Annotated in this window: 9 protein-coding genes and 2 pseudogenes; 2 read left to right on the top strand and 9 right to left on the bottom strand. The window is 75.8% G+C overall.

The window, feature by feature from the left end; all coding sequences use genetic code 11:
• Nucleotides 1–38 precede the first annotated feature (38 nt).
• The 8 genes from valS to Q3W71_RS12225 all read right to left on the bottom strand — a co-directional run bounded on the left by valS (nt 39) and on the right by Q3W71_RS12225 (nt 12,694).
• Nucleotides 39–2,603 carry a valine--tRNA ligase gene (gene valS / locus Q3W71_RS12260; RefSeq protein WP_302919408.1) on the bottom strand — a complete coding sequence of 855 codons (2,565 nt, stop codon included), beginning with the start codon at nt 2,601–2,603 and terminating at the stop codon, nt 39–41.
• A gap of 169 nt (nt 2,604–2,772) precedes the next feature.
• On the bottom strand, nt 2,773–4,338 hold the full coding sequence (locus tag Q3W71_RS12255; protein WP_302919407.1) for a S1 family peptidase: 1,566 nt from the start codon (nt 4,336–4,338) through the stop codon (nt 2,773–2,775).
• 80 nt (nt 4,339–4,418) lie between these two features.
• Nucleotides 4,419–6,299, bottom strand: coding sequence for an ABC transporter ATP-binding protein (locus Q3W71_RS12250; protein ID WP_302919406.1), 1,881 nt, complete (start codon nt 6,297–6,299; stop codon nt 4,419–4,421).
• Entirely contained in the window at nt 6,296–8,125 is a 1,830-nt protein-coding gene (locus Q3W71_RS12245; protein WP_302919405.1) for an ABC transporter ATP-binding protein, read from the bottom strand. Before Q3W71_RS12245 ends, Q3W71_RS12250 begins: the two co-directional genes overlap by 4 nt.
• 37 nt (nt 8,126–8,162) lie before the next feature.
• Nucleotides 8,163–8,678 (bottom strand): methylated-DNA--[protein]-cysteine S-methyltransferase, encoded by a 516-nt coding sequence (locus Q3W71_RS12240; protein WP_302919404.1) that lies wholly within the window; start codon nt 8,676–8,678, stop codon nt 8,163–8,165.
• Nucleotides 8,675–10,180: a DNA-3-methyladenine glycosylase 2 family protein gene (locus tag Q3W71_RS12235; RefSeq protein WP_302919403.1), complete on the bottom strand. Its 1,506-nt coding sequence runs from the start codon at nt 10,178–10,180 to the stop codon at nt 8,675–8,677. Before Q3W71_RS12235 ends, Q3W71_RS12240 begins: the two co-directional genes overlap by 4 nt.
• A 253-nt stretch (nt 10,181–10,433) precedes the next feature.
• Nucleotides 10,434–11,798: an FAD-binding oxidoreductase gene (locus Q3W71_RS12230; RefSeq protein WP_302919402.1), complete on the bottom strand. Its 1,365-nt coding sequence runs from the start codon at nt 11,796–11,798 to the stop codon at nt 10,434–10,436.
• The gene (locus Q3W71_RS12225; RefSeq protein ID WP_302919401.1) at nt 11,795–12,694 is read right to left on the bottom strand and encodes an LLM class flavin-dependent oxidoreductase; all 900 of its coding nucleotides are present in this window, start codon (nt 12,692–12,694) and stop codon (nt 11,795–11,797) included. The genes Q3W71_RS12230 and Q3W71_RS12225 overlap by 4 nt, the downstream gene beginning before the upstream one ends.
• Nucleotides 12,695–12,759: 65 nt before the next feature.
• Between Q3W71_RS12225 and Q3W71_RS12220 the strand changes: the two genes are divergently transcribed.
• Together Q3W71_RS12220 and Q3W71_RS12215 are read left to right on the top strand one after the other, a co-directional pair.
• Complete coding sequence (locus tag Q3W71_RS12220; RefSeq protein ID WP_302919400.1) at nt 12,760–13,137, top strand: helix-turn-helix domain-containing protein; 378 nt, start codon at nt 12,760–12,762, stop codon at nt 13,135–13,137.
• A 100-nt stretch (nt 13,138–13,237) separates the two neighbouring features.
• Nucleotides 13,238–13,672 (top strand): annotated as a pseudogene (locus Q3W71_RS12215) (hypothetical protein); the annotation flags it as partial.
• A 227-nt stretch (nt 13,673–13,899) separates the two neighbouring features.
• Here Q3W71_RS12215 and Q3W71_RS12210 read toward each other — a convergent pair.
• Nucleotides 13,900–14,718, bottom strand: a pseudogene (locus Q3W71_RS12210) (EamA family transporter); the annotation flags it as partial.
• Between the last annotated feature and the right edge of the window lie 16 nt (nt 14,719–14,734).

The following is a 14,734-nucleotide window of genomic DNA, read 5'->3' as shown; positions in this document are numbered from 1 at the left end:
CCCAGCCCGCCGCGGGGCGGGGCGCGGCGGGGTCCCGGTCAGAACGCGCAGGCGATGACGAGTTCGGGCGTACGGTCGGGGAGCAGGTCGAGCTTGCCGATCCGGCCGGCGGCCCGCAGGTCGTCGGAGACCAGGCTGAGCTTCTCCAGCAGCGCGGCCGGGCCGAGCGCCTCGGCCAGCGGCACCTCCGCCTTCATCGACAGCTTCCGCTCCGACTTGGCCCGCCGCACCTGGCTGAGCGCGTCACCGGCGAGCCGCAGCAGCTCCGGCTCGCCCTCGCCCCGGATCGCGCGGCCCACCTCGTGGGTGGTCGGCCACGGCGCCCGGTGCACCGAGCCGTACCGCCACCAGGACCAGACCTCCTCGGTCACGAACGGCAACACCGGCGCGAAGAGTCGCAACTGCACCGACAGCGCGTTGGCCAGCCCGGCCCGCGCCGACTCGGCCCCCGGTCCGGAGCCGTAGGCGCGTTCCTTGACCAGTTCGATGTAGTCGTCGCAGAACCGCCAGAAGAACGCCTCGGTGGCCTGCAACGCCGCCGTGTGGTCGTACGCCTCGAGCGCGGACGTCGCGGTGGCGACCAGGCCGGAGAGTTCGGCGAGCAGCGCGCGGTCCAGCGGCTCGGTCGCCGGGGCGCGCAACGCGTCGGCGGCGCCCAGCCCGAGGGCGAACCGGGACGCGTTGAGCAGCTTGGTGGCGAGCCGCCGGCCCACCTTGATCTGCGCCGGGTCGAAGGCGAGGTCCATGCCCGGCTTGCCGTTCGCCGCCCAGTACCGGACCGCGTCGGAGCCGTGCTGCTCCAGCAGCGCCATCGGGGTGACCACGTTCCCCTTGGACTTCGACATCTTCTTCCGGTCCGGGTCGAGGATCCAGCCGGAGAGCACCGCGTCCCGCCAGGGCAGCGCCCCGTGCTCCAGGTGGGACCGGACCACGGTGGAGAAGAGCCAGGTCCGGATGATCTCCTGCCCCTGCGGGCGCAGGTCCATCGGGAAGACCCGGGCGAACAGGTCCGGGTCGGTCTCCCAGCCGCCGACGATCTGCGGGGTCAGCGACGAGGTGGCCCAGGTGTCCAGCACGTCCGGGTCGCCGACGAAGCCGCCCGGCTGCCCGCGCTGGGACTCCTCGAACCCGGGCGGGGCGTCGCTGGACGGATCGACCGGCAACGCGGACTCCTCCGGCGTGAGAGGCTGGGTCCAGTCCGGCTCGCCAGCGTCGTCGAGCCGGTACCACACCGGCACCGGCACGCCGAAGAAGCGCTGCCGGCTGACCAGCCAGTCGCCGGTCAGGCCGCTCACCCAGTGCTCGTAGCGGTGCCGCATGTGCTCCGGCACCCAGCGCAGGCCGCGGCCCCGGGCGAGCAGCGCGTCGCGCAGCGCGGTGTCCCGCCCGCCGTTGCGCAGGTACCACTGCCGGGTCGAGACGATCTCCAGCGGCCGGTCCCCGCGTTCGTAGAACTTCACCGGATGGGTGATCGGTCGCGGCTCGCCGACCAGGTCACCCGCGTCGGCCAGCAGCTCGACGATGGTCCGCCGGGCGCCGTTGACGGTCTGCCCGGCCAGCGCCGCGTACGGCTGCGCCGGCACGCCGGCCGGCGGTTCGGGCAGCAGCCGGCCGTCCCGGCCGATCACCACCCGGGTGTCCAGCTGGAGCTCGCGCCACCAGGTCACGTCCGCGAGGTCGCCGAAGGTGCAGACCATCGCGATGCCGGTGCCCTTGGCCGGGTCGGCCAGCGGATGCGCGCGCACCGGCACCTCGACCGCGAAGAGCGGGCTGCGCACGGTGGCGCCGACCAGGTCGGCGTAGCGCTCGTCGCCGGGGTGGCAGACCAGCGCCACGCAGGCCGGCAGCAGCTCCGGGCGGGTGGTGTCGATCAGCACCTCGCGCCCGCCCGGCCCGGCGAACCGCAGCCGGTGGTACGCGCCGGGGCGCTCCCGGTCCTCCAGCTCCGCCTGGGCGACAGCGGTGGCGAACCCAACGTCCCAGAGCGTCGGCGCCTCCGCCTGGTACGCCTCGCCCCGGGCCAGGTTGCGCAGGAACGCCCGCTGCGAGGTGGCCCGGGCCGCCCGGCCGATGGTGGTGTACGTCAGCGACCAGTCCACCGACAGGCCGAGCCGGCGCCAGAGCGCCTCGAAGACCTGCTCGTCGGCGACCGTCAGCCGCTCGCACAGCTCGATGAAGTTCTGCCGGGAGATCGGCGTCGGGTCCCGGCGGGCGGCGTCGCTGACCGGGGTGGCCGGCGGCCGCCAGCCCGGGTCGTACGGCAGGGCGGGATCGCAGCGCACCCCGTAGACGTTCTGCACCCGCCGCTCGGTGGGCAGGCCGTTGTCGTCCCAGCCCATCGGGTAGAAGACCGCCCGGCCGCGCATCCGCTGGAACCGGGCCACCAGGTCGGTGTGCGTGTAGGAGAAGACGTGCCCCATGTGCAGCTCGCCCGATACGGTCGGCGGCGGGGTGTCGATCGCGTACACGTCGGAGCGCTGCTTCGAGCGGTCGAACGCGTACGTGCCCTCCTCCTGCCAGCGGCGCGCCCAGGTCGCCTCGAGCCCGTCCAGGGTGGGACGCTCGGGGACGCCGGCGCGGGCCGTCCTCGCCGTGTCGGTCATCCGTCGATCGTAGGCAGCGGGCGGTGGCCGGACCACGCGTTAAGCCGCGCGTGCCGCGCCGGAATTCCGGTCGCTCGGCCCGCCGGCCGGCGCCGCACGTCGCCGGGCCGGCACCCTCCTGGCCGGGTCGCCCGTGGACCGGGCCGGGAGGGTCGGTCGGCAGGGCCGGTCAGGGTGCGATCGGGCCGAGCAGCGGGCCGCGGGTGGGCAGTTGGAAGCCGAGCCCGGTGCGCGCGTTCACCCGGTCGAGGATGGTGGCGACCGGGGCGTAGTAGTTGCGCTCGTTCGGGTTGGTGCAGGCGCCCTGCCCCGGGTCGCCGGTGGAGAGGATGCCCAGTGCCTTGCCGGTCGACTCGACGAAGAGCGGGCCGCCGCTGTCGCCCGGCCGGGCGCAGATCCGTACGTCGATGCCGCCGCTGCCCCTGCCGAAGACCTCCCCGCACCGGGTGCCCGGCACGTAGCCCGCGCCGGCGCCCGAGTCGACGTAGGTCTCGCCCGCCTTCGGGGTGTACGCCGACCCGGTGGCGCAGACGATCCAGCCGACCTGGACCGCGCTCGCCGCGACGTACCCGGTGATCGGCACGTCCCGGCTGCCCTCCTCGTCGGTGCAGTTCGGGTTGTCCGGCACGCACCAGTAGTTGACCAGGTTGACCGGGTCGGTGGTGGCGCGGCGCGGGTACGCCCACCGGTCCACCGCCCCCGGCTGGTACGGGATCACCGCGTAGTCGTTCGGGTAGGCGTTCTCGGCCAGCACCGGGCTGGTCGACTCGACCCCGACCGGCACCTTCGGCCCGAGGAACTGGTGCCAGGTGCGGTCCTGCTCCTGGTGCCGGCCACCGACCACGCAGTGCCCGGCGGTCAGCACGTAGTACGCCCCGGACCGGGCGCGGAGGTTGAAGCCGGAGGTACAGCCGCCCACCGTGTCGTCGTCGCGCGGCACGTCGAGCCGGATGCCGCCGCGCATCGGCGCCCGGGCGCAGTAGCGCGGGTCGCACGCCTTCTGCACGGTGCCGGCCGGCAGGCGGGTACGCGCCTGCGCCGGTACCCCGGCCGCGCCGAGCGCGTCGGCCAGCCGCCGGTCGTCGGTGGCCACCACGTCGCCGGTGAGCACCGCGACCTCGTTCGCCTGCACGTCGACCACCACGTCGCTGCCGGCGGTGGCGTCCAGGGCCGCGGCGAGCCGGGTCGCCCCGGCGGCGAGCTGGCGCAGCGAGTGGCGCACCGGCACCACCTTGACGTGTGCCGCGTCCGGCAGGCCGGCCACCGCCGCGCGCAGCGGCGCGGGGTCGGTGGCCGCGATGGTGAGCACGCCGCCGCCGGCCTGGTCCAGCCACATGCCGGCGTACTGGTCGGGAAAGCGGGTGGCCAGCTCCTCGGCGAGCGGCGCGGAGAGCTCCTGGAGGGCGAGCCGGCGGGCCGCCTCGTCGGCGCTGACCCGGTAGCGGTCCCGCAGGTAGGAGGTGGACGCCGGGCCGTCCTTGGCGACCGCGTCGGCCGGGCGGGCGGCCGCGGTGGCCGAGCCCGGGGCCGGGGATCGGGGGGCCGCGCCGAGGCCGGCCGTCCCGGCCGGATCGCCCGGATCCGCGCCGGTCGCGCCGGGCGTCGTCGCGGCGACCGGTGTGCCGGCCGGCTCCCGCTCCGCCCCGGATCCGGACGCCAGCACCACCGCTGTCGTCCCCAGCACGCAGGCGGCCGTGGCCAGCCCCGCGATGATCATGCGTCGTCGTGTCCGCACGTCCACACCTTCCCCCGTGTGTCCGGCGCCGCGCCCGCGATCCTGCCGCAGGCGGCAGCGCAGTGGCGGGCCGATTCTAGTCAGAGCAGGGATTCCCGCCACTGCCGGTGCAGATCGGCGTACCGGCCGCCGGCGGCGGCGAGCCGCGCGGGCGGGCCGTCCTCGACGATCCGGCCGCCGTCGAGGACCAGCACCCGGTCGGCGATCTCCACAGTGGAGAGCCGGTGTGCGATCACCAGCGCGGTGCGGTCGCGCAGGATGGTGCCGAGCGCGCGCTGCACCAGCCGCTCGGTGGGCACGTCCAGCGACGAGGTCGCCTCGTCCAGGATCAGCACTGTCGGGTCGGCCAGGAACGCCCGGGCGAACGCGACCAGCTGCCGCTGCCCGGCGGAGAGCCGGCCGCCGCGGCGGTGCACCTCGGTGGCGTACCCGTCGGGGAGGGCGGCGATGAAGTCGTGCGCGCCGATCGCCCGGGCGGCGGCCTCGACGGCGGCGTCGTCGGCGCCCGGCCGGCCGAAGCGGATGTTCTCCGCGACCGTGCCGCCGAACAGGTGGGTCTCCTGGGTGACCAGCACCACCGCCCGGCGCAGCTCGGCGTCGGCCACGTCCCGCAGGTCGACCCCGTCCAGGCGGACCGTGCCGGCGAGCGGGTCGTGGAACCGGGCGAGCAGCTTGGCGATGGTCGACTTGCCCGCCCCGGTCGGCCCGATCAGCGCGACGGTCTGCCCGGCCGGGACGGTCAGGTCCAGCTCGGTGAGGATCGGCGTCTCCGGCCGGTAGCCGAAGGTGACCGCCCGGAAGGCCACCGCCCCGCGCGGCGGCCCGGCGGGCAGCGGTACCGGCCGGGCCGGCTCGGCCACCGCCGGCCGCTCGTCGAGCACCCCGGCGAGCTTCTCCAAGGCGGCAGTGGCCGACTGCAACGAGTTGTAGAACTGGCTCAGCTCCTGCATCGGTTCGAAGAACCGCCGCAGGTAGAGCAGGAAGGCGGCGAGCACGCCGACGCCGGTGGCGCCGTCCAACACCCGCCAGCCGCCGTAGCAGAGCACCACCGCCACGGTGACGTTGCCGATCACCTTGATCCCCGGCGAGTACGTCGCGATCAGCCGGAACGCGTCCCGGCTGGCCCGCCGGTAGTCGTCGTTCACCGCGTCGAAGATGCGCTGGTTGCGCCGCTCCCGGCGGAACGCCTGGACCGCGCGGATGCCCCGGGTCGACTCGACGAAGTGGACGATCACCAGCGCCATCGCCTCCCGGGTGCGTCGGTACGCGCCGGCCGAGGCGCGGGCGAACCAGCGGGAGAGCCAGAACAGGAACGGGAAGGCCAGCAGCGTCACGGCGGCCAGCGGCGGGTCCAGCCAGAGCAGGATGGCGGCCACCGAGACGATCGACAGCACGGCGAGGACCAGGCTGTCGATGCCGCCGTCGACGAGTTCGGCGATCGAGTCGAGGTCGCTGGTGAGCCGGGAGACCATCCGCCCCGAGGTGTACCGCTCGTGGAACGCCACCGACAGGCGCAGGAAGTGCCCGTACACCCGCTGGCGGAGGTCGAGCAGGACGGCCTGGCCGATCTGCGCGGAGCGGATGAGGAAGCCGCGCCGGGCCAGGAACTCGACGGCGGTGGCCGCGCCGAACGCGCCGGCGACGGCGACCAGCGGCCCGGCGTCGCCGGCCCGCAGCGGCGGGATGGCCCGGTCGATGCCGAGCATCACCAGGTACGGCCCGGCCATCGCTGCCGCGTTCTGGCTCAGCAGCAGCCCGATCGCCGCGCCGAGCCGGCGCCGGTGCGGGCGGAGCAGGTCGCGCAGCAGCGCCCGGCTGCGGGCCCGCAGCCGGGCGACCGCCTCGGGCGTGGCCTCCTCGGCCTGGCTGCGGTCGGCGTCCGGGTCGGTGGCGATCCCGCGCCACCGGGTCAGGTCCGGCCCGTCGTCGGCGTCCTCGCCGCGACCGGCCGCGGCGGTCACGACCGCACCAGGCCGCGACCGCCGGGCGCCGGTTCGGTGGTCGCCGCCGGCGGCTCGGCGGAGAGCACCGCGCGGTACGCCGGCACCGTGGCGAGCAGGTCGGTGTGCCGGCCGACCGCGGCGATCCGGCCACCGTCGAGCAGGGCCACCCGGTCGGCGAGCGCGATGGTCGACGGCCGGTGCACCACCAGCAGCGCGGTGGTCTCCCGCAGCACCCGCTTCAGCGCCGCCTCCACCAGCGCCTCGGTCTGCACGTCGAGGGCGGAGAGCGGGTCGTCGAGGACGAGCAGCGCCGGCCGGCCGAGCACCGCCCGGGCCAACGCGAGCCGCTGCCGCTGCCCGCCGGAGAGGGAGAGCCCCTGCTCGCCGACCCGGGTGGCCAGCCCCCACGGCAGGTCGTACGCGAAGTCGGCCTGGGCCAGCGCGAGCGCGGCCCGGACCTCGTCCTCGCCGGCGTCCGGCCGGCCCAGGGTGAGGTTCTCCCAGACCGACATGGAGAACAGCGTCGGCTCCTCGAACGCCACCCCGACCAGCCGGCGCAGCGAGGCCAGCCGCACCTGCCGCAGGTCGTGCCCGTCCAGCGTGATCCGGCCACCGGTCACCTCGTGCAGCCGGGGCACCAGGGAGAGCAGCGTGCTCTTGCCGCACCCGGTCGCACCGACCAGCGCCAGCGTCTCGCCGGGCTCGACGGTCAGCTCCACGTCGCGCAGCACCGGCGCGCCGGCCCCGGGGTAGCGGAAGCAGACCCGCTCGAAGCGGAGCCGGCCCCGCACCTCGGCGCGGGGCAGCGTCACCGCCCCGGGAGCGTCCACGATGGCCGGCGGGGTGTCCAGCACCTCCTGCACCCGGTCGGCCGCGGTCGCCGCCTCCTGCCCGTTGGCGATGATCCAGCCGAGCGACTGCACCGGCCAGATCAGCATCAGCTGGAGGCTGACGAAGGCGACCAGCTCGCCGATGGTGAGCACCCCGGCGGCGGCCGCCGCGGCCCCGGCCACCAGCACGACGCCCAGGGTCAGGTTCGGCACCAGGTCGAGCCGGGCGGAGGTGCGGGCCAGCAGCCGCCCCTTGCCCACGCCGGTGTCGTGCAGCGCCCGCGCGCCGGTGGCGAACCGGGCCGCCAGTTCCGGCCCCCGGCCGTACGCCTTCATGGTGCGCAGGCCCTGCGCGGTCTCCTCGACCAGCGTGGCGACGTCGCCCTGCTGGTCCTGCATCCGCCGGGACGCGGTGTGGTACGCGCGGGCGAAGCGGCGGCTGACCAGCAGCAGCGGAACCGCGCTCGCCGCGACCAGCAGCCCGAGCGCGGCGTGCAGCCGGATCAGCAGCACCACCACGACCAGGTAGGTGACCAGGTTGAGCACCAGGAAGAACAGGCCGAAGGAGAGGAACCGGCGGATCACCGACAGGTCGCTGGTGATCCGGGAGAGCAGCTGGCCGGACTGCCACCGGTCGTGGAAGCTGGCCGGCAGGCGTTGCAGGTGGGCGTAGACGTCCGCCCGGATGGCCGCCTCCATGGCCACCGACGAGGACGACTGCACCCACCGCCGGACGAAGATCAGCAGCGCCTCGGCCAGGCCGAGCAGCAGGGCCAACCCGGCCAGCCGGAACAGGCCGGCCGGGTCCTGCCGGGCGACCGGCCCGTCCACCACCCGCTGCGCCATCAGCGGGATCGCGATGCTGGCCCCGGTGGCGCCCAGCGCGGCCAGCAGCAGCCAGCCGAACTCGACAGCGTACGGGCGCAGGTAGCGGCGCAGCCGCCAGAGGTTGTGCAGCGGATGTCGGCCAGCCGCGACCCCGGGAGCCGGGTTGCCGTCGCTCTCCGCAGGCACTACCCGACGGTATCGGCAAACATGAGATCGACAGGTGTCAGCTTGCCGTCAACCGCCGCTCATGACCGAGAAGCCACTTCTTCACGTCCAGCCCCCAGCGGTAGCCGCCGAGCGTGCCGTCGGTACGCAGCACCCGGTGGCAGGGGACGAAGAGGGCGGCCGCGTTGCGGGCGCAGGCCGCCGCGGCGGCGCGTACCGCCTGGGGGCGGCCGGCCAGCCCGGCGAACCCGGTGTAGGTCACCGGCTCGCCCGGCTTCACCTCGCGCAGCACGTCCCAGGCGTGCGCCAGGAAGACGCCGCCGCTGTGCTGCCGTACCGGCACCCCGTCGATCGCTGTCAGGTCGCCGTCCAGGTAGGCCGCCACGGCGGCGGTGACCGGGCCGAGGTCGGACCGGTCCCGCAGCGGCGCCCGCAGGCTCGGGTGCATCACCGGCAGCAACTGCCGCGGGTCGGCGGTGAAGCCGGCCGCCCGGACCGCGCCGTCGGCGTCGACGAGGATGCTCAGCGGACCGGTCGGGGTGGTGAGGACCGCGCTGTCGATGGTCGTGCTCATGCTGCTCTCCAGAGTCTGATCACCGCGTACGAGCGCCAGGGGCGCCAGCGTTCGGCGTACGCGTCGAGGGTCTTCGGGTCGGTGGGCAGGCCGAGGGCGGCGGCGCCGCGGCGTACGGCCAGGTCGGTGGGGAGCAGGACGTCCGGGTCGCCGAGGGCGCGCATGGCCACGTAGCCGGCGGTCCACGGCCCGATCCCGGGCAGCGCCAGCAGTCCGCGCGCGGCGGCCTCCCGGTCCCCACCCGGCGCCAGGTCGAGCTCCCCGCTGGCGACCGCACGGGCCAGCGCCCGGATCGTCTCCCGCCGCCCGCCCGGCATCCCGAACGCCCCATCCGGCAGCCCCAGCACCTCCTCCGCCCCCGGAAACCCCCGCAACCCCCCACCCCCACCCCCGCTCCCGCCGGGCTGATCATGAGGTTGGCGGCGGTTTCGGAGATCCGGTTCGCCGTCAACCTCATGATCAACGGTGTCGGCGGGGGTGTGGGTGAGGAGGCGGGTGAGGGTGGTGCGGGCGGAGGTGACCGAGACCTGCTGGCCGACGATGGCGCGCACGGCCATCTCGAAGCCGTCGACCGAGCGGGGGAGGCGGATCCCCGGCTCGGCGGCGACCAGCGGGGCCAGCGCCGGGTCGGCGGCCAGCGTCTGGTCGACGGCGGCGGGATCGGCGTCGAGGTCGAGCAGGCGGCGGCAGCGGGCCACCGCCGGGGCGAGGTCGCGCATGTCGGTCAGCCGCAGCGTCGCCGACACGTGCCCGTCCGCCGGGGTCAGCGCCACCTCGCCGGTGCCGTGCGGCAGCCGCAGGCCGCGCCGGTAGGTGCCGTCGCGCACCTCCTCCATGCCCGGCAGCGCGCGCAGCGCGAGGAAGTCCAGCAACGCGCGGGCGTGCAACGGCGGGCGGTACGCCAGCCGCAGCGTGATCGTGCCCGCCCCGCCCGGCGCCGGCCGCCGGGCGGCCCGCAACTCCGACGGGGGCGCCCCGTACACCTCGCGGACCGTGTCGTTGAACTGCCGTACGCTGCCGAACCCGGCCGCGAACGCGATCTCGGCCAGGCCGAGGCCGGTGGTCTCGATCAGGGTGCGGGCGGTCTGCGCGCGCTGCGCCCGGGCCAGCGCGAGCGGCCCGGCGCCCATCTCCGTCCGCAGCATCCGGTGCAGGTGCCGCTCGGTGTAGCCGAGCCGGGCGGCCAGCCCCGGCACGCCCTCCCGGTCCACCACGCCGTCGGCGATCAGCCGCATCGCCCGGCCCACCACGTCGGCGCGGACGTCCCACTGCGGCGAGCCGGGTGCCGCGTCGGGCCGGCACCGGCGGCAGGCGCGCAGCCCGGCGCCCTGGGCCGCCGCGGCGGACGGAAAGAACCGGACGTTCTGCCGCTTCGGCGTCATCGCCGGGCAGGACGGCCGGCAGTAGATCCCGGTCGAGGTCACGCCGGTGTAGAACCACCCGTCGAACCGCTGGTCGCGGCTGTCGACGGCTCGGTAGCACCGTTCGAAGTCCAACTCCACGACACCGATGATGCTCCTGCTCGCGGCCGGCGGCTCGCGGGAATCGGACGTGACCGTGCGGCGGGCGCGCGGCGCTCCGCGGGCGGGACCGGGTCAGCGCCGCCCGGCCCGGCCCGGGGCAGCGCGCCGCCAGGCCGGCCTGGTCAGCGTCCCCGACCAAGCCCGGCCCGGCCCGGTCAGCGCCGCCCGCCCGGCCCGGTCAGCGCCGCCCGCCCGCCCGGCCCGGTCAGCGCCGCCCGCCCGGCCGGCCCGGTCAGCGCCGCCCGGGCCGCTCGGGCTGACCGCGCCGCCCGGGTCGACCGGAGCGCTCGGCCAGCAGCGCCGGCCGGAACACGCCGTCCGGGTCGTAGCGCCGCCAGGCCCGGGCCACCCGGCGGCCGGTCCCGCCCGGGTAGATCCGGTCGAACGCGGCCCGGTCGGGCCGGGACTCGAAGTTCACGTACGCCCCGTCGGTGTGCCGGGCGACGTCCCGGAAGGCCGCGTCCAGCGCCGCCCCGCCCTGCGGCGGGAAGACCGAGGCGACCACCAGCGTGCTCTGGTGCCGGTGCGGGTACGCGGTCGCCTCCGGCGCGACGTCGTTGACCGCGCCGCCGACCGACCGCAGCTGCACCAGGGCCCGGTGCGGGCCGGTCACCGCCCGCATGACCGCCCGCGCGCTGCCCTCGTCCAGCTCGGGCAGCAGCCCGTTGGTGGTGAGCGACGGCTGCTGGCCCACGTTCGGGTGCAGGTGTGCCGGTGGCACCAGGGCGGCGTACGGCACCAGGTCGCTGCGGTGGTCCAGCAGCTTGCCGATCTCCAGCAGCGGCGCCACGGCCGGCCGGACGCGGCGCATGCTTCCCGCCGCGACCACGGCGGTGATCTGCATGACGGCCGACGACCCGTACGGGAACAGCACCGCCGCCGTGCTGAGTTCCCGGGGCGCCTCGGCCAGCCGGGCCCCCCACTCCCGCAGCGTGCCGCCGTCCGGGCTCGCCTCGACGGCGAGCTGGGCCACACCGACGTCGCGGATCTCGGCCGCCTCGATCTCGAAGGCCACCACGATGCCGAGGCCCGCGCCGGCGCCCCGGACCGCCCAGAACAGCTCCGGCTCGTGCTCCGCGTCCGCGCGCAGCACGGTCCCGTCGGCCAGCACCACCTCGACCGCGCGGACGTGGTCGATGGTGAGCCCGTACGAGCGCACCAGCCAGCCGACGCCGCCGCCGGTGGCCAGGCCGCCGACGCCGACGTTGCCGTGGTCGCCGGAGCTGATCGCCAGCCCGTACCGGGTCAGCGCCGAGGCGACCCGCGCCCAGCGTGCGCCGGCCTCGACCCGGACCAGCCGGGTACGCCGGTCGAGCACCTCGACCCGGTTCAGCGCGGACAGGTCGACGACCACCCCGCCGTCGTTGCTGGCGGAACCGGACAGGCCGTGGCCGCCGCTGCGGACCGCTACCGGCAGCCCCTGCTCCCGGGCGTAGCGGACGGCGGCGACCACCTCCGCCGTGTTCTCCGGCAGCAGCACGGCCGCCGGGTTGGCCCGGGTGGTGTACGTCGAGCGGAGCATGGCGTACCGCCGGTCGCCGGGCGTGACGAGCTTGCCGGTCAACTGTTCCGGCAGGTTGGCGCGCGACTGGTTCATCGTTTCCCCCTGAGCTGGCTCACCTGGGCGCGGACGGCCGGCACCACCTGCGAGGCGAACACCTCGAGCTGGGCCCGATGGGCCGTGACCGGCCAGAAGACGAACGTGTCGAAGCCGAGGTCGACCGCCCACCGGGTGAGCGTGTCGACCCAGACGCGGGCGTCGCCGACCAGGCCGGTGGCGCCGCGGTGGGCACCGATCGCGCCGATCACGTTGTAGATCCGCCGGATGGACGCCGGATCCCGGCCGGCCGCGCGGGCCGCAGCGTCGATGACCCGTTGCCGGCTCGGCACCTCGGCCGGCGGCACGTAGATGTTCAGCGGTGAGATCCACCCGTCGGCGTACCGGCCGGCGACGCCGAGCATGCGGGGCCGTTGGCCGCCCAGCCAGAGCGGCACCGGACCCGGTGGCACCGGCCCGGCCTGGTAGCCCTCGACGGTGTGCTGCTCGCCGCGGAAGCGCACCGCGTCGCCGGCCAGCGCGCGGCGCATGATCTGCAACGCCTCGGCGGTGTAGGTAACGGTCGCCGGGCCGTCGCGCCGGGGCCCGCCCATGGCGGCGATGGCGTCCGGGCTCGGGCCGCCGCCGACGCCGAGGACCACCCGGCCGCCGGTCAGCACGCTGAGCGAGGCGGCCGACTTGGCGAGCACGGCCGGCGGGCGCAGTTGCAGGTCGGCCACGTCGGTGAGGAAAGAGATCCGCTCGGTCTCGGCGGCCAGGTGGCTGATCAGGGTCCAGGTGTCGAAGTGGCTGGGCTGGTAGGCGTGGTCCTGGACGGCCAGGTAGTCCAGGCCGCCCGTGACCGCCGTCCGGGCCAGGTGTCGGGTTTCGTGAAGGTTGTCGACTGACGGATCGAGGCTCACCCCGAAGGTCAGCGGCTGGTGGTAATCGGTCACGACCACCAGGTTGCGCCGGTCCGATCGGGTTGCCAAAACCGAGGTTAGTTACTAATCTTTGGTAAGTGACTGATCGACGACCGCCCATCGGTTGGGCGTACCAGGACATCGACGACGCGGGCTGCCGGGTCTTCCAGGACGCGCTGGAACTCGTCGGCCGCCGGTGGACCGGGGCGATCATGTTGGCCGCCGCCCGCGGCGCCCGCCGGTTCGGGGAGTACCGGGCGGCGGTGGCCGGGATCTCCGACCGGCTGCTCGCCCAGCGGCTCAAGGAGTTGGAGGCGGACGGGCTCATCGAGCGCACCGTGATCCCGACCTCCCCGGTGCAGATCCGCTACGCCCCGACCCGCGACGGCGCGGAGCTGATGACGGTGCTCCAACCCCTGGTCGACTGGGGTCACCGGCACCGCCGGAGGTCGTCCGGCGGCGCCGGCGGGAGCTGACGACGGCGGCCGGCGGTGCCCGGCCCGGCGCCGCCGGCCGCCGAAACTGTCGGTTGTGGTCGGTACCGTCCCGGCACCAACTCAAGAAGGGGTGCGAGCGATGGCGAGCGTGGCGGGTCCGGAAGCGGCGTCGACACGGGACGGGCACCCCGCGCTGGACCGGGCGGTGGTGCAGGGCTTCTACGACCGGATGCGCGCGGTCGCCCCGGCAGCGGTCGGCGCCATCGAGCGGGACCGGGCCGGCGACCCGGGCCACCGCTTCGGCGACACCGCCTGCGGCCGGCTGGTCCGCTCGCTCGACGCCCCGGGGCTCCGCGCGCTCGGCATGTGGGTGCACCACTGGTGCATGCGGTTCTACGACGACGACACCCGGGTGGGGCTGCGCCTGCTCCGCGAGATCGCCGGCCGCTCGGGCCTGGGCTGGACGGCCGACGAGGTGCGCTGGATGCTCCGCGAGTCGTACGCGGCCGGCCCGGCCGCCGACGCCCGCTTCACGCTGCCGCTGGTCGCGGCCGGTGAGTTGCCGCCGGGCTCGCTCGCGGCCGAGGAGCTGCCGGCGGGCCGACCGGTGACCGGCAGGGCGCCCGCGGCCGAGCCGTTCGCGCCGGCCACCGGGGAGTCGGCGCCCACCGCGACCCCGTCCGGGCCGCGTCCGGCGGGGCGGGTCGCGGCGATGATCCCTCGCCAGCCCGGCCCGGCCCACCGCGACTGACGGGTTCGGTCGACGGGCCGGCCCGGCAGTTGCCCGACCACGGTGGCGCCCACCGCCACCGCGAAGCCGGACAGTTGCCAACCGGTCATCGCCTGGCCGAGCACCACCCAGCCGAGCACCGCCGCGGTGAGCGGGCTGAGCGCCCCGAGCAGCGAGACCTGGGTGACCGGCAGCCGGGCGGCGCCGCGGAACCACAGCGCGTAGGCCAGTGCCGTGCCGACCAGCGTCAGCCAGGCGTATCCGGCGAGGCCGGGCAGCCCGGGCGCCGGGGGTCGCCCCTCGACGGCCAGGGCCAGCGGCAGCACCATCAGCCCGCCGGCGGTGAGCTGCCAGCCGGTGGCGGTGAGTGTGCCGACCCCGGGCGGTCGGCCCCAGCGGCGGGTCAGCACCAGGCCGGTGCCCATCGCGGCGGTGCCGGTGAGTCCGGCCGCGATGCCGGCCGCGTCGAGCCCGGCGGTCGGACGCAGCACCACCAGGGTCACCCCGACCAGCGCCGCCACCGCGGCGGCCAGCGCCCGGGGCCGGGGCCGCTCACCGAGCAGCAGCACTGTCAACCCGGCGACCAGCAGCGGTTGGGTGGCGCCGAGCACCGCGGCGGTGCCGCCGGGCAGGTGGTAGGCGGCGTAGAAGAGCAGCGGGAAGAACGCCCCGATGTTCAGCGCGCCGAGCACCGCCGACCGCCACCACCACGCGCCGTGCGGGCGGTGCCGGGTGAGCGCGAGCAGCAGCAGCCCGGCCGGGAGGGCCCGGATCACGCCGGACCAGAGCGGTCGGCCCGGCGGCAGCAGCTCGCTGGTGACCAGGTACGTGGTGCCCCAGGTGATCGGCGTGACGGCGGTGAGCAGGGGGTCGGCCCAACGACGGTCCATCGGTGCTCCCGAAGTA

The organism is Micromonospora sp. C28SCA-DRY-2 (assembly GCF_030519475.1).
GTDB lineage: Bacteria > Actinomycetota > Actinomycetes > Mycobacteriales > Micromonosporaceae > Micromonospora.
This window is presented reverse-complemented; position numbering and strand designations above follow the sequence as displayed.